Source organism: Methanoculleus chikugoensis (assembly GCF_900095385.1).
Taxonomy (GTDB): Archaea; Halobacteriota; Methanomicrobia; order Methanomicrobiales; family Methanoculleaceae; genus Methanoculleus; species Methanoculleus chikugoensis_A.
In genome coordinates this window covers 37,488-56,263 of record NZ_FMID01000025.1, presented here as the reverse complement: position 1 = coordinate 56,263, position 18,776 = coordinate 37,488, and the positions used below count along the sequence as shown (strand labels likewise).

Genomic DNA, 18,776 nt, shown 5'->3' with positions numbered 1-18,776 from the left:
CTCCTGATCGGGCCGACGCTCGATACCATGCCGGAGTGCGTGGACCGGGTCTACGTCGTGGACGACTGCTCCACGGACAGGACATCCACGGAGATCAGGGAGCGTTCGGCACGTGACCCGCGGATTGTCTCCCTCCGGCACGAGGCGAACTCCGGTGTCGGGGCGGCGATCGTCACCGGCTATACGGCGGCGCTTGCGGACGGGATGGACATCGTCGCCGTCATGGCCGGCGACAACCAGATGGACCCGGCGTTCCTCCCGAAGTTGCTGGATCCGGTCGTCGATGGAAAAGCCGACTACGCTGTTGGGAACCGGCTGATCAACCCCGAGTTCCGTAAGGATATGAGCCGATGGCGGTTTATCGGGAACGCAGCACTGACCCTGCTCACGAAGATCGCTTCGGGCTACTGGCAGCTGATGGACCCGCAGAACGGCTACACGGCAATCTCACGGCGGGCGCTCGAGACGATACCCCTCGACGCCGTCTACCCGCAGTACGGCTACTGCAACGACATCCTCGTGCGGCTCAACGTCTACGGGTTCCGGGTGAAGAACGTCCCGCACCCTGCACGCTACGGGCTCGAGCAATCCGGGATCCGGTACGGCCGTTACATCGTGAAGCTCTCCGGGCTCCTCCTGAAAGACTTCCTCTGGAGAATGAAGACGAAGTACGTCATCATGGGATTCCACCCGCTGGTGTTCTACTACCTCTTCGGTACGATCTTTACGGTGCTCGGGTTGCTGGTCGGCGTCTACGCGCTGCACTTCAAGTTTGTCCAGAGCTATCCCATCTTCGTCCCGGCGGTCATCTCGATCCTCGTCTTCGGTCTGGGAGCGCAGTTCTTGCTCTTTGCGATGCTGTTCGATATGCAGGCGGAGAGGAACGGCGGATGGTACTGACCGAAAAAACCCGGAATTTTGATGGAAAGCCGCCCTTAAAGGTGCTCATGGTTACGAGCTCGTTCCCCCGGCATGAAGGGGATTACTTCGGACAATTCATCCTCGAACTGGCAAAATCGCTGAAGCCGAACGGCATAGAGCCCGTCGTCCTGTGCCCGCATTTTCCAGGAGCAGCGAGGAAGGAGGTTATGAGCGGGGTAAAGGTGTACCGGTTCCCCTACTTCTATCCATACTCTCTCCAAAGGATAGCCGTCGAAGGCGGTATGTTCCAAAATATCAGGAAGTCATTGCTCGCAAAACTTCAATTGCCGCTATTCCTTGCGATGGAACTGGTATACACCATCCGGGTTGTCCGGAGAGAGAAGATAGATCTTATTCATACTCATTGGATAGTGCCTCAGGGACTGATCGGGGCACTATCTGGTCGCCTCCTTCACCGCCCGCACATCCTGTCCGTACATGGTACTGACGTCAATATTGCGGCAAAGAACCGGGTTCTCGGATGGGTGACAAGGATCGTCACCCGGAACAGTGGCAAAATTTTGACGAACAGCACGTACACGCGGGAACTATTCGTATCCATCGACCCCTCTGCCGAAAGTAAAATTGAGGTGATTCCGATGGGCGTCGACGTTGAACTCTTCCAAAACCCGTTGAACGGTAACCCCAAAGAAAAATCCGGCGACCCGTATATCCTCTACATAGGCAGGTTGATCGACTGGAAAGGACTGGAATATCTGATCGATGCGTTTGCTATCGTTTCGCGCAGGATACCGGGAGCAAAACTCATCATCGGCGGAGAAGGGCCCGAGGAAGAGCAGCTGAAGCAGCAGGTAAAGGACCTGGGGTTAAACGATTCCGTGCGATTTGTCGGGCTAATCAAAAGTTCAGACCTCTCCAGGTACTATCACGAAGCGGCAGTCTTCGTGCTGCCGTCCATTCAGGCAGAAGGGCAGACAGAAGGTCTTGGCGTCGTCCTCCTCGAAGCGATGGCCTGCGGAACGCCGGTGGTCGGGAGTAATGTCGGAGGGATTCCGGACATCATTCAGGACGAGTGGAACGGATATCTGGTCCAGGAGCGGTCACCGTCTGAACTTGCGGAACGGATTATTGCTCTATTGGAAAACCAGACTGTTCGTGAACAGTTTAAAGAGAATGGTCTGCAGACGATATACGAACATTTTTCATGGCGCCAGATTTCCACAAAGTTTACTCAGACCTATGTACAGCTGGTGAACCTGTGAAGATCGCGTTTAAACTGGTTAAAGGCAACTCCGGCACGGACGTCTGGACGGACTCGCTGGCCGCAGCGCTTCGGAAAAAGGGTGTTGAATGCACAACGAAATACTATCCAACGTACTATGGGCTTTTTCCTCAACTGGCCCGATTAAAACGGGCTACAACTCCGGTGTTTGATGTACTCCATTGCAATACGTGGAATGGGTTTGCATTCAAGGATTCTCGTCCAATGGTAGTCACAGAGCACCTGGTAATCCATGATCAGATCTTGAAGCCGTATAAATCACCTGCGCAGAAAGCGTATCACAAGCTCATTCATCGCTATGAAAATCGAACTTTAACAGTTGCGGATCGTGTAGTATGCGTAAGCAATCATACCAAGACTATGCTCGAACAGATTTTCGGTTACTCGGATGCACAAGTAATACACAATGGCGTCGATCATGATTTTTTTCGGCCACGGTACATTAATCGGGAAGAGTATTTGACAAAACTCGATATTGAGGAAGATAAGACCATCCTTCTCTTTGTAGGAAATCCAACACTTAGAAAAGGTGCAGACCTCTTACCAAATATTATGAAAAAACTCGGCGATGACTACACTCTGGTTATGACCTCCGGTTTGAGAGGAGACGTTAAAAGGTATGGGAAAAACATCCGGTACGCGGGAAAGGTCGATCCAGACCAACTGGTTAATCTATACAACTTCTGTGACATGTTTCTATTCCCGACAAGATCAGAAGGGCTCGCGTTGACCGTATTAGAAGCAATGGCCTGTGGAAAGTCTATAATTACCACAGACTGTGCCTCCATGCCTGAAGTAATTCGGGATGGCCACAACGGATTCTTGTGCGAAATGAACAACGTTGACGATTACGCCGAAAAAGTACACTATCTGGCGCAAGATAAGAATCTGCAAGCCGCCATAGGTGCCCGAAACCGGAAGGAAATTCAGAGGACCTATAACTTGCAGAATATGGCTAAACAATACATTGATGAGTATTCTAAGTACCTGTAGCGGAATTTACCTTAAGCGTACAACAAACTACCTCAAACCCGTTACCATGAGGTCATCCCAAAAAGATCTCCGAACCCCCGGCATACCCTGATCGGAGCCCTTAATTCTCAGGTATCCGCCATCTGAGCCACATCCTGAGCCAGGGGGATGAAACGGCTTTCCACTGGATATCGACACGCGGGGGAGGGTCCGGGAGGGGGACACCCCCTCCCGGTAACAGCGTTTTGGGATAACTTCCATCATAATTTATCCTGACATCAGCCCTAGAATGACTATATAACAGCTGGATCTCAAAATATCACCAAAAGGTCATTCTTTATCTGGCAGTTAGGAGCCAGGTTACTATTGATTGGGGCAATAGCGTCAATATAAATACTTTGAGCCACTTACCCGTGATAGAGCGAGGTTTGCAACTTAATAACTGTTGACGTGCCAGACTCTGGCAACCAGATCTAACATTAATTATAGCAGTCTCAACTCTTTTTTTATCAACATATGTATAAAGATCTCTCAAAAGTTCGGGAGATACTTCTTGCATTGCAAGATATTCTTTGACTGTGGTAATAAACGGGTTTTCCTCAACAGCCATGACACGATGTGGGATCCTGTTCACCGCTTCTGTATGGTATATTGCGCCGATATTCCATGAGAATGCAACGGGATACTTCAAAGCAATCCGCCCCCATAAATCGGTATCTTCTCCCCACCATGCATCAGTGTTAAAACCGCCCATCTCTTCCAAAATCCGTTTAGGTATGCCCACCACAGATGTCCATACCGGTGGATCTCCAAAGGCAGCAGACTTGAAATAACTCGGGAGCAATCCCTCCCAAGGCCTCTCCGGAACCGCATGGATATTCGCTAATACCATCCGGGAATTGGGATATCTTACAAGATACGCGGTTGTGTATACACCAGCCTCAGGGTACTTTCTGCATAACCGTAACAATGTTTCGAGGTGATCAGGCATCCACTCATCATCGGCATCGAGGAATGCGATGAAATCCGATTTCGAGTGGCAGACACCTTCATTCCGAGCAGAGGAAACACCCGAACCCACCTGCTCATAGAAGAATATACGTTGATTTTTAAAGGACTTGACAATTTCTGGTCCTTCATCTGTAGACTGCCCATCTACGATGATAATTTCAAAGCATTGCTCGGTCTGACTTAAGACAGATTGGATAGCACAAGCGACATGAGGGCCTTTGTTATAGAGAGGAATAACAACCGAAACTGCTACCACATCGGACATATCAATTATCTCCAAGAAGGCCTTTAGGTTCTACCTCGACACCCAGCGCTGCCCACCGTAATCGTGGGTTCCGTGCAATATCCATGATGTCTGAAGAGAGCACAGCGCTTGTCCGTGTGCCCGCCTCTTCTATATTGGTAGAGTAGTTCCGTTTGAACATTCATCTCCCATTATTGGCTTATCGCGATTCTAATGCAGCGATTAAACATTTTCTTTAATTTGAGAGCCATTTGAAATGCTGGATAAGGCATGATACCTATCGCAAGTAAGAGCAACCGTTTGCATCGACAGCAACTAGATTTATGTACCTTCAATATTTGAATTGCTTTTTCTATTTGACCCGCATCAAGATTTCTTGAAGCTCTGCTGATTTCCTTTTTAGCTACATACTCTTTTACATCATTCAGCAAATCTTTGGGGATTGCATCGATTTCTACTAATTGTAGCGCAGTTTTCACAAACGGCTCAGGATCAAGAGGAAGTTGTCGCTCACAGGCTCTATTAGTGGCCTCCAAATGATAGATTGCGCCTATGTACCAACTGAAAGCAATAGGATATTTTAACGCAATCTTACCGAATAGGTCAGCATCCTCTCCATACCACGAATTCTCTGGGAACCCGCCCACTTCAAGGAAGATCTTCTTTGGCATACATACCGCGGACGTCCACACGGGATACTCGCCAAGTGTGCCGGACTTAAAATAGTTCGGGATCAACCCCTCCCAGGGTGCGGGTGGAATCGCCCTATATTTTGCCCCTCGAAACTTACCACTGACCTCCTGAATCTTGTATGCCGTCGTATAGGCCCCTGCTTGCGGAAACATATTTCTTAATCTTTGAATTGTTTCGAGATGGCGGGGCATCCACTCATCATCGGCATCCAGAAATGCGATGAAGTCACTCTGGCTTATGCTCACCCCCTGATTCCTGGCAGCCGAAACCCCGGTTCCTTCTTGTTGAACAAACCGTATCCGGGAGTCATCAAACATCTCCACCACATCTGGGCCATAGTCTGTTGATCCCCCATCAACTACGATGATCTCAAAATTCTGAATGGTCTGATCCATTACAGATTGCAATGCCCGTTGTATATGGGGTCCTTTGTTCAATAAAGGTATGATTATGGAGATATCCGGCTTCATGGCTCTTCAAGAATCTCTTTTAGATACTTCCCTGCGTTATATGCCCGTTCTTGGACTTTTGGAATTTCTTCGTGCAGTTTTTGTCTAACATTCATCTCATCCTCAGTGAGGTGGGAAAGGGAGTTGATTATCCTCTCAATTGATATTTCTCCCGGTTGTAAGCAATAATCATCTGACCCGAAAATGTCAATATTAATACCTTTTGCCTTTATGCTGTAGGCAAGAGATAGAGTGGGAACGCATGATGATAGGGCTGCAATATTTGCATGCATTCTCGATCCCAAAAAGAGGCACATGTTCCCAATGACCCACTTTGATTCTGAAGCACTAAGGTTTGGCGGGATTAGGTGTATTTCGTCACTGTTAATATCACTCTTCTTTAAGGTGTTTTTTAAAAAGATATAGTCATTATCGCTGGGCACCGGGCGAGTTACGTGGGGTATCAGGTAAATCGGTCTCTCAAAACTACGATGCAGCTGCTCGATCAGTTTCGCAGCGATATTTCCCCACTGTTCCCTATCTCCATTGGTGACATATCCAGCCATCAACGTACTTAAGTTCACTCCGATTGCATCCTTTTCTATCACTGGTGTCTGATCTGCGTTAGGTTTTGATGGATCCATGACAAATGCCGGATCCCCTACATGGTAGACGTTATCTTGAATCCCATTTTTTTTAAGATATCCTATTGTTTTTGGTTCCCGAATGAAGAGACCATCCACGTCCTTGAGGTGGTTGAGGATGTAATCCTCATATTTCGGATTTTGATTGAACGGACCTATCGAAGCGCACCAGATAATCAATGGTTTGTTGTTTCGTATAACTACGTCGTCTAAATCTGTGTAAAGCCTTGGGATTCCCCAATCGAAAGCATATGTATCACCACCAACTGATAGCACCGCAGACGCTTCATCTAGGGCGGAGATCATATTTTTGTACTCACATTTTTGCCGGATCCTTGTGCCAAGAGGACCTAGTGCTCGAAATACTAGGGGCACAGCACCTTTTGGTCTATAGATGCTTTTGTGAACTACGGATCTGTCACTTTCGTGGGAGGATTGTCTCTTAAAAACTTCATCATTTTCAAAGGTACTATAACATTGAAAAGAGGGGTTTTTGAAAAAATTCCGGATGACCTTTGTAGTCCCACGAACTATCGCTTCACATCCTTTATTGCCGTAAGATCCATTTCCCGCGAGAATAAATGTATTACTCATATTTACACATCTTGTGTGGATTTTACGTCATATAACTATTTTGAAATGCGTTTCAGAAGTCTTCTTGGGAGCGACCAGATGCGAAAGATTCTATTCACCCTTGATACTTTAAGGAGATACGGGCTCATTTTGTTTCTGAGCAGAAGAATATCTTCTTCTCTATCAAAAAGAATGGCCTGTGACAATTTTCTGCTTTCTTTTTGCATTTCCAATAGATTTTGGGTGAGTTTACTTAAGAGTAAATTGTAGGATCCACCTGCATCTATCCTTTTATTTTGCGGCCTTTTTTTGCCTTGTTTTCGAGCCAAATTTAATCGATAAGATAATAAAACCCTCTTACCGTAGATTACTTCATTTTGACTTCTTATCACGTCATCTATAGAGATATCTTTTAGTTTTAACTGTTCTCTTTGTATTCCACCTATGATCGTTTGAAAGATTTGTGGGGATCGAATGATTACTAGGTTGTGTCCATTTGGATCAGTCCAATATTCGGGCAGCCAGGCATCCATACATACGACATCTGCACATTCTGCGAAGATATCGTCACAAAAATTACAGGCGTTAATAGTAAACCAGCGGTTTAACCATGCTTCACCCATGCCTTTACTAAAGAATACTTCCTTGCTCCTTTTCCCGTTTACACCTTCACATACAAAATGGTAATCTGCTGCAGGCACACCAGGTCTTTTAGAACGGTATTTCACTCTGCTTGGTTTGCTGTCCATGCCGGAGAGCAATACAAGATATGCTGTATAATACTTACTCTTCAACTGCCCGCAGACGAGGCCGACGGTGAAGACGATCCGCTCCCGGAGTTTTTTATTTCTCAGTTGGGCAATCCGGATCGCCTTGATAAAACAGGGCAGGCCGATGACGGCGTAGCGTCCCGGCACCTCGAGAACCTGCCTGATGACCCCTGACATCTCCACCGGATAGTAGGCCGACCCGGCCCCGGTGCGGACCTCCTCCGGGGTATCGAAGACCTGGAAAGCAAAGAGCCGCTCCGGGTCGCCGGTAGGGGTGACGCAGATGACGTGGTCGACGATGCCCTCGCGAAGCAGCGCCTCCAGGAGCCAGGTCGCCACCCCGCCCGAGGCGCTGGTCGCCCGGTGTCTTTCGGAGTAGCCGACGTACGAGGCGAGGTAGTAACCGGTCTCGGAGCGGTGCCGGATGCCCGGGACAGCACCGTAGAGCCGCTTCGCGATGGTGTCTTCGTTCTCCCCGGAGTCTGCAAAAGGGCAGGCCTTCAGGCAGAGGCCACACTCTGTGGTGCAAGGCGATGTTTCCACCGGGTTATACTCCCCGTAGCAATTCCATTGCATCGCAAGGATACCCTGCGGGCAGAGGGCGGCGCAGAGGCCGCAGCCGATGCAGAGATCGTGTTCAACAACGCTTGTAATGACAGGCGATTTCACGCAATCATTCTCCTGAGTGCTGAGGAAGGTAGGATTCAAAGAGCCTCCGTTCATACCCACTGAGGCCGAACGCCCAGACCATCCAAAGGTAGACGAGGGCGATAGCCGCACCGACAACGGCGAGCGTAATCAGAGCGGGAAGCTGGACGACGGCACCCAGGGTTGCCGCCGCGGCCCCGACGATAACCGTCGCAACGATCCCCGGGAGCATCGACCGCGTGAAGGTGTGGACCCCAACCCCAAGCACCCTCGTCGCATACCAGGGGGTGAAGAAAGCGTTCTTCAACGTGAGGACAATCGCCCCCGCGGCCGCGACGCCGTAATAGCCCCACCCTGTCAGCAGCGGGAGGGCAATCGCAAGGCCGAAATTCCCGATCCCCATAAAGAAGGTCACCAGCCCGGGCACCCGCACCCGATTATAGGCGACGTTGATCGGGAAGAGGGGCAGCACCGCGAGGTTGACCGCGAGGTGCACCGTCAGGAGGACCATCAGCGGGGCAAGGGAGGTAAATTGCTCCCCCACCCAGACCGTGAGGAGCTGCGGGGCAAGCCCGCAGACGACGCCAATCGGTAGGGCCATGGCAAGCCCCATCAGTTTGACGGCGCTCTTCGTGACCCGGATCAGGGTTCCGGTCTGTTCCCGGGCATAACAGGAGAGGATCGTCGGCGTCAGGACGCCGGAGAGCACTCCGGCGACCGCCCGCAGAAGCACCACCCACTGGAGAGCGATCGCGTACTCCCCGGCGGACGTCGACCCGAAGAGGAGGTTCACGATGATGAGATCGATCTGGAGAAAGAGGAGGGAGCCGATCTGGTTGATGACCACCCACCACCCCATCCCGCAGAGGTCCTTCACTCTCCTGCGGTCAAAGGCGTGGATCGAGACCCGAAGATGGGGACAGACCCCCCGGGCGAGGGCGATCGAAACCACGGAAGCCACCACCGCCCCGGCCAGGTACGCGCCGCCGACGAGGGCGAGATCGGGGCCGAAGAGAGCGAAGAGGAGGACGATCATCCCGGCCTGGACTACCACATTTGTTATATTGACGAAGTTCTGCAAGTCGAGACGGTTGTAGGCAAAGAGCTGGACCGTGAAGTTCCCGCTCCAGGCCCGGATCAGGAAGGCAGCGGAGACCCCGAGGAAGAGGAGGACTACACCGGCCTCCTGTCCGGCCGGGACGTTGAAAATCGATGGAGCGAAGTAAGCGACCGCGAGGACGACCGGGACCATCAGGAGGATGACCGCAGTAAGCCCAAAGAGCGCGGTGTTGAAGGTCCTGTTTGCTGCTACATAATCCTCCCGCTGGAGGTCGACAGTGAGGAACCGGGAGACCGAAGTGTTGAGCGACTGGACGACGATCGCCACATATCCCGTGATCGAGGTCGCGAGAGGGATGATCCCGTAAGCTGCGACCCCGAGGGTGTTGATGAAGTAGGGTACCAGGAGCACACCGATAACAACATTCACCAGGAAATAGGCGATATTTGCCGCGAGGTTACGAGGCAACTGAGCGGCAAAACGTTGATTTATTCCAGTTTTAATCTGCACGGTCGGCCCCCACGAATAGGCAATTACGAATCTGCCTGCCTTGTGAAAAATACGATGTCATTCTTTTAATGCGTACCTTTTTTCACCATACAGATTCCACAGAAATATTCCGGAGTACATCGCCTCAAAATCTCGCGACAACCGGGGCGCATCGCTGGAGCCATTAGTGAGGGGCGACCAGGGGAGCCAGGAAACCATCCGAGCGATGTCCCGGTTCGCACTCGAATCGACATCCAGATCATGATGTGCACCGGTATGAACCCATCGCTCCGCAGAAGAGAAGGTGAGAATCTCTCCCACCTCCCGGACTGGCTGACCGCCCCGTTTGCGCGCTCCCGGCGCGGCCCTGAATGCCCTGAAACGCAGGGGCGCCATCTCCAAAAGAAGCACTCGTACAGGCGGCCAACACCCGACTGCACGATCCTGATCCCGCATCTCACCTCACCCCGCCCCTCAGGAACCATACCGTTCGGCAGTCCCCGGCAATATCGAAGACATATACCCCGAACAGGCCCTTGACAACGTCCAGAAGACGTTAAGGCGACCGAAAATCGGATATCAACATGAGCAACTTTTATTAACTATGACAATGATATAATTCAATATTATGGTGGGGGTAGACCAGGCTCAAATCGATAAAATACTCTCCGGTGCGTCCTCGGAAGACCCGGAGGCCCGTCTCGACACGCTCGAGAAGGAACTGGACTTCGTCAAGACGTCGATCAAACGGCTGCTCATCGACCTCCGGGAGCGGATGAACGAACTGGACAACCCGTTCACCAGCGGCACTCTGGCCTACTCAGGAGCCGGGTTCAGGCCGCAGGATACCGCCTCGGTCGACGAGGAGACGGACGACGAGATGTCCAAACTCGACGCGATGCCCGCCGGTCTCGGCGATCCGGCGACCACCGCAATAGAGGGGCTTGACGGCGGCGAACTCTTCCCGACCGAACTCGGGGCAGCCGGCTTCCCGGAAACCAGCATGGCTGCTCTCCCACGGGCGAAGCCCGCGGGAAAACTCAAACTCCAGAAAGTCCACCGGCTCTTTGAGTGGGTGCACCAGGGGTGCAGGAAGTACGGGCACGAGCACATGACGATCATGATCGACGCCTACCGATCGATGGACTACATCTCCGAAGATGTCTCCGACCAGATAGGAGAGATCATGCGGATGGCCCCCGAGACCCGGGCGGAGGTCAGGGAGATCGGCCCGAATGAGTTCGTCTCCGAACTCTACGTCTTAAACCGCATCCTCGACCCCGACGACGCGACGCTCGACCGCGACATGATCGAGGTGCTGATGCTCTCCCGCCGGGATGCGGAAGCGCCCGACGCTGAGAAGGCGTCTTCAAAAGGGCGGAACGCCGGCGACACCTGGATTGAGTTGCTGGACAGGATATAATACCGGACAGGATATGATGGATGTCGAGCGAAACCTTCACCACAGCGATGTTCCTGATCGCCGCCATTATATCGGCCGGCGTTCTCATTAACGCAGTATTTCCCGTCATCTACACCCTGTCAAGCACGATCTCGTCGTCCTCCCACAGCGTGGACGAACGGTTGAGCACCGACGTGAAGATCGTCACGACGTATGCCGGTGGGGACACCGCAAAGATCTGGCTGAAGAACGTCGGCACCGGCAGGATCGCCGAAGCCAGCGTACAGAGAGCCGACGTCTTCCTCGGGAGCCAGGGAAACTTCATACGGCTGACACGAGCGGCGACGCTTGATGAGGGAGGAACCTGGAAGTACGAGATCCTCGAAGACACCAACAACTACTGGGACCCCGGCGAGACGCTCTATATCGAGGCGATGCCCCAAAAGATTCCCAGTAAGGGGGAGATCGTCTACTTCCAGTTCGTCCTCCCCTCGGGGCTCACCCGGTCGACCACCTTCACCGCGAGTGATTGACCATGAGTGCGGGACCTCTCGTCGCATCCGGAGTCGGCATCCTCCTCCTGGTCGTCACCGCCTACGTCCTGATCGGCGGCACCCTCGCCACCACGGAGGTGATGGTCGAAGCGCAGAGCAACCTCGCCGCCAACCAGGAGGTCCGGATGCGGACGGCGATCGCGATCCAGAACACGACCCTCGACGGCACGACCCTCGACGTCGAGGTGAAGAACACCGGGAGCGAACCAGTCGTCGAGATCCCGTCGATCGACGTCTACCTCCTGAGCGGGGGCGAACCGGTCTACATCCCCTACGGGGCCGGCACGAACCGCTGGGAGAGGGGAAACATAACCCCGGACACCGTCCACCCCGGCGAACTCGACCCCGGCGAGACGCTCACCATCTCCGTCGCGTACGGCGAGGAGATCAACCCCGCGTGGGTTCAGGTCGTCACCCCGAACGGGGTCTCCAGTTCAGCGTACATACCAACCCAACCATAGGTGAATAACATGGCACTGAGCGACGCAAACAGCAGTATCCTCGACACACCCGACAAGACGATCCTCTCGACCGGAAACACCGAACTCGACAAGAAAATCGCCGACGGCCTCCCGCTCCAATCCCTCACCCTCATCGAGGGAGAGAACGACACCGGAAAGAGCGTGCTCACCCAGCAGATCGTCTGGGGCGCCTTGAAACAGGGGTTCAACGTCGACCTCTTCTCGACCGAGAACACGAGCAAGAGTTTCATCACCCAGATGGAGTCGATGAGCCTCGACATATCCGACTACTTCGCCTGGGGCTACCTCCGGGTCTTCCCCATGCACGTCGTCGGGTTCGAGTGGACGAAGGAGAAGATGCAGGGGACGCTCGAACGGATGATCGCCTACATGGAGCAGAGCAAGGCGCAGGTGATCGTCATCGACTCGCTCACCCTCTTCACCGAGTACGCCAAGCAGGACACCGTCCTCACGTTCTTCACGAACTGCAAGAACCTCGTCGACCACGGCAAGACCATCCTCGTAACCCCCCACACCTACGCCTTCGTGGAGGACTCGCTCGTCCGGATCCGCTCGATCTGCGACGCTCACCTCTTCATGAAGAAGGCGCTCGTCGGGGGCAAATACGTCATGATGCTCGAGGTCGTCAAGGTTCGCGGCGCACGAAAGACCACGGGCAATATCATCAGTTTCGAGGTTCACCCCGGGTACGGCATCAAGATCATCCCTGTCTCGGTCGCGAAGGTGTAGAGAATGGCGTCGGCGCTGGAAGCAACGGTGACCCTCCCCTTCGAGCCGGAGTTCATCGACGAGGGGAACGACTGCTACAACAACGTCGAGTCCTGCGCGCTCTACAGGATGCTCCCGGCAAACGCACGCGACTACGTCAAGGCAAGCCCTCACCTCCTCGAGTACCTCCACATCCTGCCGGTCAACACCGTCGGCATCCCGCTCTTCCTCTCGGAGTTGAAGAAGGACCTGAAATCGATGGAGAACCCGAACATCATCTACCCGGTGAACGAGACGACGTTCATCCACATCTTCCCCGACCCGAACGACGTCCGGAACTGGTACATCCCGATCGAGCCTTCGTTTCTCCACTCCGTCAAAGAGATCCTCCCGGTGATCGAGGAGAGACTGATCGATATGATCGACGCCCTCGACGAGGAACCGGTGACCGAGCAGGCACGGATCGGGGTGCTGAAGGGCTTCATCCAGCAACTCGTCTACATCAAGCGGCCGGGCGAGGAGATCGACGAGTCGCTGCTTGCCGGCGGGACGGCAAAGGATCTCGCGACCCGGATAAAAACCTTCCTCACCTCGGAGATCGGAGCGCCGAAGCAACCCCGGACGGAGGGGCATCAGGAACTTGCCGACGGGCGGATCGTCCTCACGCAACAGGAGTACAGGGCGCTCGAGTACATGATCGTCCGCGACAAGATCGAGATGGGGACGCTCAAACCGTTCCTCTCCGACCAGTATATCGAAGATATCACCTGCGACGGCGTCGGGCCGATCTTCATCGAGCACAAGATCTTCAAAGGCCTAAAGTCGGTCATTGGGTTCCGGGACTCGCAGGAACTCGACAACTTCGTCATCAAACTCGCCGAGCGGATCAAACGGCCGCTGACGTATCGGAACCCCATCGTGGACTCGACCCTCCCCGACGGCTCGCGTATCAACATCGTCTACGGAACGGAGATCAGCAAACACGGGAGCAACTTCACCATTCGTAAGGTGAACGAGGTTCCCCTGAGCATCCTGCAGGTGATCGAGAGCGGGGCGTGCAACTACATGATGGCCGCCTACCTCTGGATCTGCCTCGAGTACGGGATGTCGATGTTCGTCTCCGGCGAGACCGCAAGCGGCAAGACGACGACCTTGAACGCCCTGACGACCTTCCTCCCGCCCGAGAACAAGATCGTCACCATCGAGGATACCCCGGAACTGACTGTCCCTCACAGGAACTGGACACGCGAGGTCGCGAAGGCCAAAGGAAAGGGCGAAGGAGAAGGCTCGGAGGTCACGATGTTCGATCTCCTCAAAGCTGCACTGCGTCAGCGTCCGAACCAGATCCTGGTCGGTGAGATCCGTGGTGTGGAAGGGTCCGTCGCGTTCTCCGCGATGCAGACCGGTCACCCGGTGATGAGCACCTTCCACGCAGCGTCGGTCGAGAAACTGATCCAGCGTCTCTGCGGCGACCCGATCAACATCCCGAAGACCTACGTCGACAACCTCAATCTGGTCATCATCCAGAGCGCGGTGAAACTCCCCCAGGGCGGAACCGTGCGCCGGATGCTCAGCGTCAACGAACTCGTGGGCTACGACCCCGAGACGCAGGGGTTCTCCTTCATGGCGGCGTTCGTCTGGGATCCCGCCACCGACACCTTCACCTTCACCGGTAAAGGAAGCAGTTACCTGCTTGAGAATAAGATCGCAACGATGCTCGGCATCCCCGAAAATCGGCGGGCCGAGATCTACGACGAGGTCGATAAACGCGCCAAAATTCTTGAGCGGCTCCACAAGGCAGGGTACACCCAGTTCTGGGATCTCTTCCACATGACCACGAAGATCAAGAAACAGGGGCTGCTTAATATCGAGGTGTAGGCGTTGTTCGAGGATGTGACCGAACGGCTGCGGGCGGCAAACCAGGGAAAGATCCCGTTCGAGGAGCAGGCTGCAGCTCTCGCCGATCTCCGCTCCACCATCCTCGAGAACAAGAAGATGGAGCAGGACCTGCTCCTCATGTACACCTACATGGCCGCGATCACCACATCGACCGTGACCAGGCCCGAGATCTTCCAGTACACCGCCGAGCGGTTCGAGTACATCCCGTCGCGCTACATAGCAAAGGTGCAGCGTCTGGTCGCCAAGTGGGGCCAGAATTACTCCAGCGCCCTCCGGGCGATCGCCGAGCGTTGCCGGAACGCAACCCTCCAGAGCATGCTCAACCGCTACGCCAACTCCATCGACTCCGGTGTTCCGGATGACGACTTCATCAACACGGAACTCTCAAGCATCCGGAGCATCTACCGGAACTCGTTCGAGCAGGGGATCGAACTCCTGAAGAAATGGGGCGACGCCTACATCGCGATGCTCCTCTCCGGAGCGCTCGTCGCGATCATCATGATGATCTCGGTCGCCATCTACGCACCCGACGGGATTGAAGCGACGCTGAACACATCCTACTTCATCATCCTCGCAATATCGATCTTCGGCCTCACGATCATGTACCGGGCCGTCCCCGACGACCCCCGTACGCACGGTCTTTCCGAGATCTGCTCACGAGAGCAGGGCCTCATCCGGCGGCTGGAACGCCTTATCCTGCCGATAACCGCCGCAATCGGGCTGATGCTCATCCTCGTCGGCGCCAACGCGGGCATCATCTTCCTGCTCGTCGGCCTGCTCCTGATGCCGCTCGGGGTCATCGGCTACATCGACGACGCGAACGTCGTCAACCGGGACAACGATTTCGCCACGTTCATCCGGGGTCTCGGGTCGATCATGGGCGGCAAAGGCATCACCACCGGCGACGCGCTCCAGGAGGTCGACCGGAAGTCGCTCTTCCACCTGGAACCGTTCATCAACTCGGTCTCGTCGAAGTTGAACCTCGGGCTCGACGAAGCCGGGAGCTGGAAGAAGTTCATCGGGGAGACCGGCAGTTACCTGATCTACAAGTACATGAACATCTTCCGCGACGCGGTGGCTCTCGGCGGGTCGCCCGACGCGATCGGAAAGATCGTCAGTTCCTCGATGCTCGAACAGGTGCTGCTCCGGAGAAAGCGCGACATGATGGTGAAGGGGTTCGTCGTCCTCCTCGTGCCGATGCACGGAGCGATGATCAGCATCTTCGTCTTCCTCTTCGAGATCCTCCTCGCGATGTCCCGTGCCGTGACGGAGGTGATGACCCGCTTCACAGAGACCTCGGCCGCGCTCTCGGGAGGGTCGGCCTCTATCGGCAGCAGCATGGGAGCATCGCTAAACATCTTCGCCAACTTTCCCGAAGACACGATGCGAACCTACGTGGTAACGATCCTCTTAATGCTGACCGTTGCAAATGTACTGGCAGGAAAGATTGTCATGGGCGGCGACCGATATCTGTACTACTTCTTCACAAGCCTGCTCTGTGTGGTAACCGGTGTCGTCTACATCATTGCACCGATCGTCGTGGGCGCACTCTTTATCATTCCGACATTCACGGGGGTGTGATCTTGAGAGATAACTTACGTCGTCCGCTTCTGTTCCTGATCACCGTCGGTATAGGATCCGTGATCATCGTCTTCGACGCCGCTACCGAGATCATCATCGCAGGCACCGTGCTCGCAGGGTTTCTCGCGCTCGTCGTCACCGGGGCGCTCGACCTTGCCGAACTGAAACCGTCGAGGTTGCGCGCCGCGCTCCGGGAGCGCGGAAAGAAGAAGGAGCAATCCGACGTCCCGGAGACGGCAAAACCGGATGCACCGGCAGAAAGCCCATCCTCCACCTCGAGCCGCCCGTTCTCCGGGATCGCCCTCTCCAACATCCCCGGTATGCTCGGGACCTTCAAGGCATCGGTCATGGAAGCGATCGCGCATGCCCGCTCCCCTGAGGATGAGAAGAAGAGCAACATCCAGAAGATCGACGCCATGCTCGACCAGGCGGTCGAGGGTGCGATTCCCGATCAGCCCATAACCCCGGCACCCCCGAAGGCCGGCGGAAATTCTGCCGATCCCCTTGCTTCGCTTGCAGACCTCGACATCGACTCGCTGGAGGGGCTCGATCTCGACGATGAAGCGTCCGATCCGGGAACGGCCTTTGACGCCGACCAGATCTCTCTCCTCTCGGCGGAAGATGCGGAAGCCATATCGGATATCCTCAAGTCGCACCAGGACGAACTCGATGAGTTCGACCTCACGACCGGCATCGATCTTGCCGGGGGTGCCGATGAGCCCGCCGGCGCCCTCCCGCCGGTAGCAATGGACGTCCCGGAACTGCCCGGAGACGACGGTATGCCGGACATGAGCGCGCTGAGCGAAGAACTCTCCGCGCTCGACGCGCTGGATCTCGACGAGCTGGATCTTGGCGAGATCGAGGGCGAGGAAGAAGATGAGGAGATCGACGCCGAAGAACCTATCCCGGAAGAAGAGGTCATCGAAGAGATAGCGGAGGAGCCGAAAGAAGACTTCGACATGGTTTCCTTTGCGTCCGGCGGCGCGGTCGAGGACGACCTGATCACCGCACTCAAAGCCGACGCCAAGAAGAAAGAGTATGTGGAGGATATCAGCCTGGTCCGCGAATTGAAAGGGGAGAAGTTCCATGCAGAAGAACTTGCGGGGGAACTCGAGGATATCCTCACGGCAATGAGATCACAATGATGATGGTATCGCGCAGGGTAGTAATACAGAGGAGGTAGGGGAGGAAGAGATGAAATCGGTTCCGGTAAAGGTCGAGCACGAAGGCAGATGGGTTCCGACGACGATGGGTATCGCCGAGGATCGTTTCCGCATCGATCTTCCTCTTAAGCAGGAGGTTCCCTACAAATCCGTGGTCGACCTCGAGGAGAAGAAGAACCAGGTTATCATCACCGCCGGGGCGGACGGAGAGACCGTCTACCGCATCGCCTCGGTCGAGAAGGTTCTCGCGGTCTTAAAGAAGTTCATCATCACCCAGGCCAGCGCCTACCGGCTGAACGCCTTCTTCATGTCGCCCGCAATCCGCGGGGGGGTGCTCGTCCAGAACGCCCAGTGGGAGAAAGGCGCGATCGCCGTCATGAAGACCGGCATCTGGTTCGTCAGCCAGGAGAAGCAGGTCTGCATCCCCCTCGACGAAGTGACCGGCATCGAACTTACGTCCCGGGAGATCCAGGAGAAGAATCTCGACGTCGTGAAGATCGACCACCTCATCGAGAACGAGCTCGTGACGAGTTTCGTTCTCTGCCCGCTGACGACACTCCAGGTCCTCTACAACTTCCTCAAAGAGGCGACACACGACACCGAGATCCGCGAGGAGATCGATCCCCTGACCGGGCAGGTGGCCATGCTGGTCTACAGCGGGATGGACTCGAGCGCCATCGAGAACATGCTGAAACTCTCGCACAAAGAACTCGAAGCCGTCTACGAGAAACTTCTCGGCTCGGGCCTCGCTGAAGTGCTCTACGTCAGGAAGGAGGTACAACTTACCCCGAAAGGCGTAAGATACATCTCAGAGTCTGTAAAATCTCCAATAGATTAAAAACCTTATTTCTTCAAAATACGAAGATATATATAACTTTTTTATCAAATATTCAATGAGTGGTGTTCGATGGGGAGAATCTTAATCGTCGATGACACAATGTTCATGAGAACGCTGCTGAAGAACATCCTCTTCTCCGGCGGGCACGACATCGTCGGTGAGGCAGCGGACGGGGCGGAGGCCCTCGCCAGGTATCAGGAACTCAAGCCGGACCTCGTCACGATGGACGTGGTCATGCCGAAGATGAACGGGATCGAGGCGCTCAAGGCCATCAAAGCGGCCGACCCGGCAGCAAAAGTCATCATGTGCACGGCGGTCGGCCAGGAGCAGATGGTCAAACTCGCCGTCAAGAGCGGGGCGAGAGGCTACATCGTCAAACCGTTCCAGGCTCCGAAAGTCCTCGAAGAAGTCAAGAACGTCCTCAGTGCGTAA

At 54.6% G+C, this 18,776-nt stretch carries 17 protein-coding genes and 1 pseudogene; 13 read left to right on the top strand and 5 right to left on the bottom strand.

Annotation, left to right across the window (positions count from 1 at the left end; translation table 11 throughout):
* From L21_RS05500 to L21_RS14390, 4 genes and pseudogenes are all read left to right on the top strand, one after another.
* Window positions 1–900, top strand: a 900-nt coding sequence (locus tag L21_RS05500) for a glycosyltransferase family 2 protein (RefSeq protein WP_074369491.1), incomplete at its 5' end; no start/stop codon positions are given.
* Entirely contained in the window at window positions 891–2,144 is a 1,254-nt protein-coding gene (locus L21_RS05495; RefSeq protein ID WP_083608808.1) for a glycosyltransferase family 4 protein, read from the top strand. The genes L21_RS05500 and L21_RS05495, both read left to right, overlap by 10 nt.
* Window positions 2,087–2,575, top strand: a pseudogene (locus L21_RS14585) (glycosyltransferase family 4 protein); the annotation flags it as partial. The gene L21_RS05495 and the pseudogene L21_RS14585, both read left to right, overlap by 58 nt.
* A gap of 48 nt (window positions 2,576–2,623) precedes the next feature.
* Window positions 2,624–3,157 (top strand): glycosyltransferase family 4 protein, encoded by a 534-nt coding sequence (locus L21_RS14390; protein WP_256712434.1) that lies wholly within the window; start codon window positions 2,624–2,626, stop codon window positions 3,155–3,157.
* A gap of 316 nt (window positions 3,158–3,473) precedes the next feature.
* On the opposite strand, the gene L21_RS05485 is transcribed toward L21_RS14390, so the two are convergent.
* The 5 genes from L21_RS05485 to L21_RS05465 form a co-directional block, all read right to left on the bottom strand.
* Entirely contained in the window at window positions 3,474–4,412 is a 939-nt protein-coding gene (locus L21_RS05485) for a glycosyltransferase family 2 protein (protein WP_074369489.1), read from the bottom strand.
* Between the two features lie 170 nt (window positions 4,413–4,582).
* The gene (locus L21_RS05480) at window positions 4,583–5,554 is read right to left on the bottom strand and encodes a glycosyltransferase family 2 protein (protein WP_074369488.1); all 972 of its coding nucleotides are present in this window, start codon (window positions 5,552–5,554) and stop codon (window positions 4,583–4,585) included.
* The gene (locus L21_RS05475) at window positions 5,551–6,771 is read right to left on the bottom strand and encodes a polysaccharide pyruvyl transferase family protein (protein WP_074369487.1); all 1,221 of its coding nucleotides are present in this window, start codon (window positions 6,769–6,771) and stop codon (window positions 5,551–5,553) included. The genes L21_RS05480 and L21_RS05475 overlap by 4 nt, the downstream gene beginning before the upstream one ends.
* Window positions 6,772–6,806: 35 nt before the next feature.
* Entirely contained in the window at window positions 6,807–8,189 is a 1,383-nt protein-coding gene (locus L21_RS05470) for a Coenzyme F420 hydrogenase/dehydrogenase, beta subunit C-terminal domain (protein ID WP_074369486.1), read from the bottom strand.
* Window positions 8,190–8,193: 4 nt separating this feature from the next.
* Entirely contained in the window at window positions 8,194–9,639 is a 1,446-nt protein-coding gene (locus tag L21_RS05465; RefSeq protein ID WP_394329526.1) for an oligosaccharide flippase family protein, read from the bottom strand.
* Between the two features lie 706 nt (window positions 9,640–10,345).
* Between L21_RS05465 and L21_RS05460 the strand changes: the two genes are divergently transcribed.
* The 9 genes from L21_RS05460 (at window position 10,346) to L21_RS05420 (ending at window position 18,776) form a co-directional block, all read left to right on the top strand.
* Entirely contained in the window at window positions 10,346–11,140 is a 795-nt protein-coding gene (locus L21_RS05460) for a FlaD/FlaE family flagellar protein (protein ID WP_074369484.1), read from the top strand.
* Between the two features lie 20 nt (window positions 11,141–11,160).
* On the top strand, window positions 11,161–11,652 hold the full coding sequence (locus tag L21_RS05455; protein WP_074369483.1) for a flagellin: 492 nt from the start codon (window positions 11,161–11,163) through the stop codon (window positions 11,650–11,652).
* 2 nt (window positions 11,653–11,654) lie between these two features.
* Window positions 11,655–12,134: a flagellar protein FlaF gene (locus L21_RS05450; RefSeq protein ID WP_074369482.1), complete on the top strand. Its 480-nt coding sequence runs from the start codon at window positions 11,655–11,657 to the stop codon at window positions 12,132–12,134.
* A gap of 9 nt (window positions 12,135–12,143) precedes the next feature.
* Window positions 12,144–12,884 (top strand): archaellum protein ArlH, encoded by a 741-nt coding sequence (arlH, locus tag L21_RS05445; protein WP_074369481.1) that lies wholly within the window; start codon window positions 12,144–12,146, stop codon window positions 12,882–12,884.
* Window positions 12,885–12,887: 3 nt separating this feature from the next.
* Window positions 12,888–14,741 carry a type II/IV secretion system ATPase subunit gene (locus L21_RS05440; protein ID WP_074369480.1) on the top strand — a complete coding sequence of 618 codons (1,854 nt, stop codon included), beginning with the start codon at window positions 12,888–12,890 and terminating at the stop codon, window positions 14,739–14,741.
* A gap of 3 nt (window positions 14,742–14,744) precedes the next feature.
* Entirely contained in the window at window positions 14,745–16,343 is a 1,599-nt protein-coding gene (gene flaJ, locus L21_RS05435) for an archaellar assembly protein FlaJ (RefSeq protein WP_074369479.1), read from the top strand.
* Complete coding sequence (locus L21_RS05430) at window positions 16,340–17,488, top strand: hypothetical protein (protein ID WP_256712425.1); 1,149 nt, start codon at window positions 16,340–16,342, stop codon at window positions 17,486–17,488. Before flaJ ends, L21_RS05430 begins: the two co-directional genes overlap by 4 nt.
* Before the next feature lie 49 nt (window positions 17,489–17,537).
* Complete coding sequence (locus tag L21_RS05425) at window positions 17,538–18,344, top strand: CheF family chemotaxis protein (RefSeq protein ID WP_074369478.1); 807 nt, start codon at window positions 17,538–17,540, stop codon at window positions 18,342–18,344.
* A gap of 69 nt (window positions 18,345–18,413) precedes the next feature.
* Entirely contained in the window at window positions 18,414–18,776 is a 363-nt protein-coding gene (locus tag L21_RS05420) for a response regulator (protein WP_074369477.1), read from the top strand.

Bases quoted from the DNA above. Each gene is read 5' to 3' on its own strand.
- L21_RS05450 (WP_074369482.1), top strand. From the start codon at position 11,655: ATGAGTGCGGGACCTCTCGTCGCATCCGGAGTCGGCATCCTCCTCCTG.
- L21_RS05455 (WP_074369483.1), top strand. From the start codon at position 11,161: ATGTCGAGCGAAACCTTCACCACAGCGATGTTCCTGATCGCCGCCATT.
- L21_RS05425 (WP_074369478.1), top strand. From the start codon at position 17,538: ATGAAATCGGTTCCGGTAAAGGTCGAGCACGAAGGCAGATGGGTTCCG.
- L21_RS05440 (WP_074369480.1), top strand. From the start codon at position 12,888: ATGGCGTCGGCGCTGGAAGCAACGGTGACCCTCCCCTTCGAGCCGGAG.
- L21_RS05420 (WP_074369477.1), top strand. From the start codon at position 18,414: ATGGGGAGAATCTTAATCGTCGATGACACAATGTTCATGAGAACGCTG.
- L21_RS05460 (WP_074369484.1), top strand. From the start codon at position 10,346: ATGGTGGGGGTAGACCAGGCTCAAATCGATAAAATACTCTCCGGTGCG.
- L21_RS05480 (WP_074369488.1), bottom strand. From the start codon at position 5,554: ATGAAGCCGGATATCTCCATAATCATACCTTTATTGAACAAAGGACCC.
- L21_RS05485 (WP_074369489.1), bottom strand. From the start codon at position 4,412: ATGTCCGATGTGGTAGCAGTTTCGGTTGTTATTCCTCTCTATAACAAA.
- arlH (WP_074369481.1), top strand. From the start codon at position 12,144: ATGGCACTGAGCGACGCAAACAGCAGTATCCTCGACACACCCGACAAG.
- L21_RS05475 (WP_074369487.1), bottom strand. From the start codon at position 6,771: ATGAGTAATACATTTATTCTCGCGGGAAATGGATCTTACGGCAATAAA.
- L21_RS05495 (WP_083608808.1), top strand. From the start codon at position 891: ATGGTACTGACCGAAAAAACCCGGAATTTTGATGGAAAGCCGCCCTTA.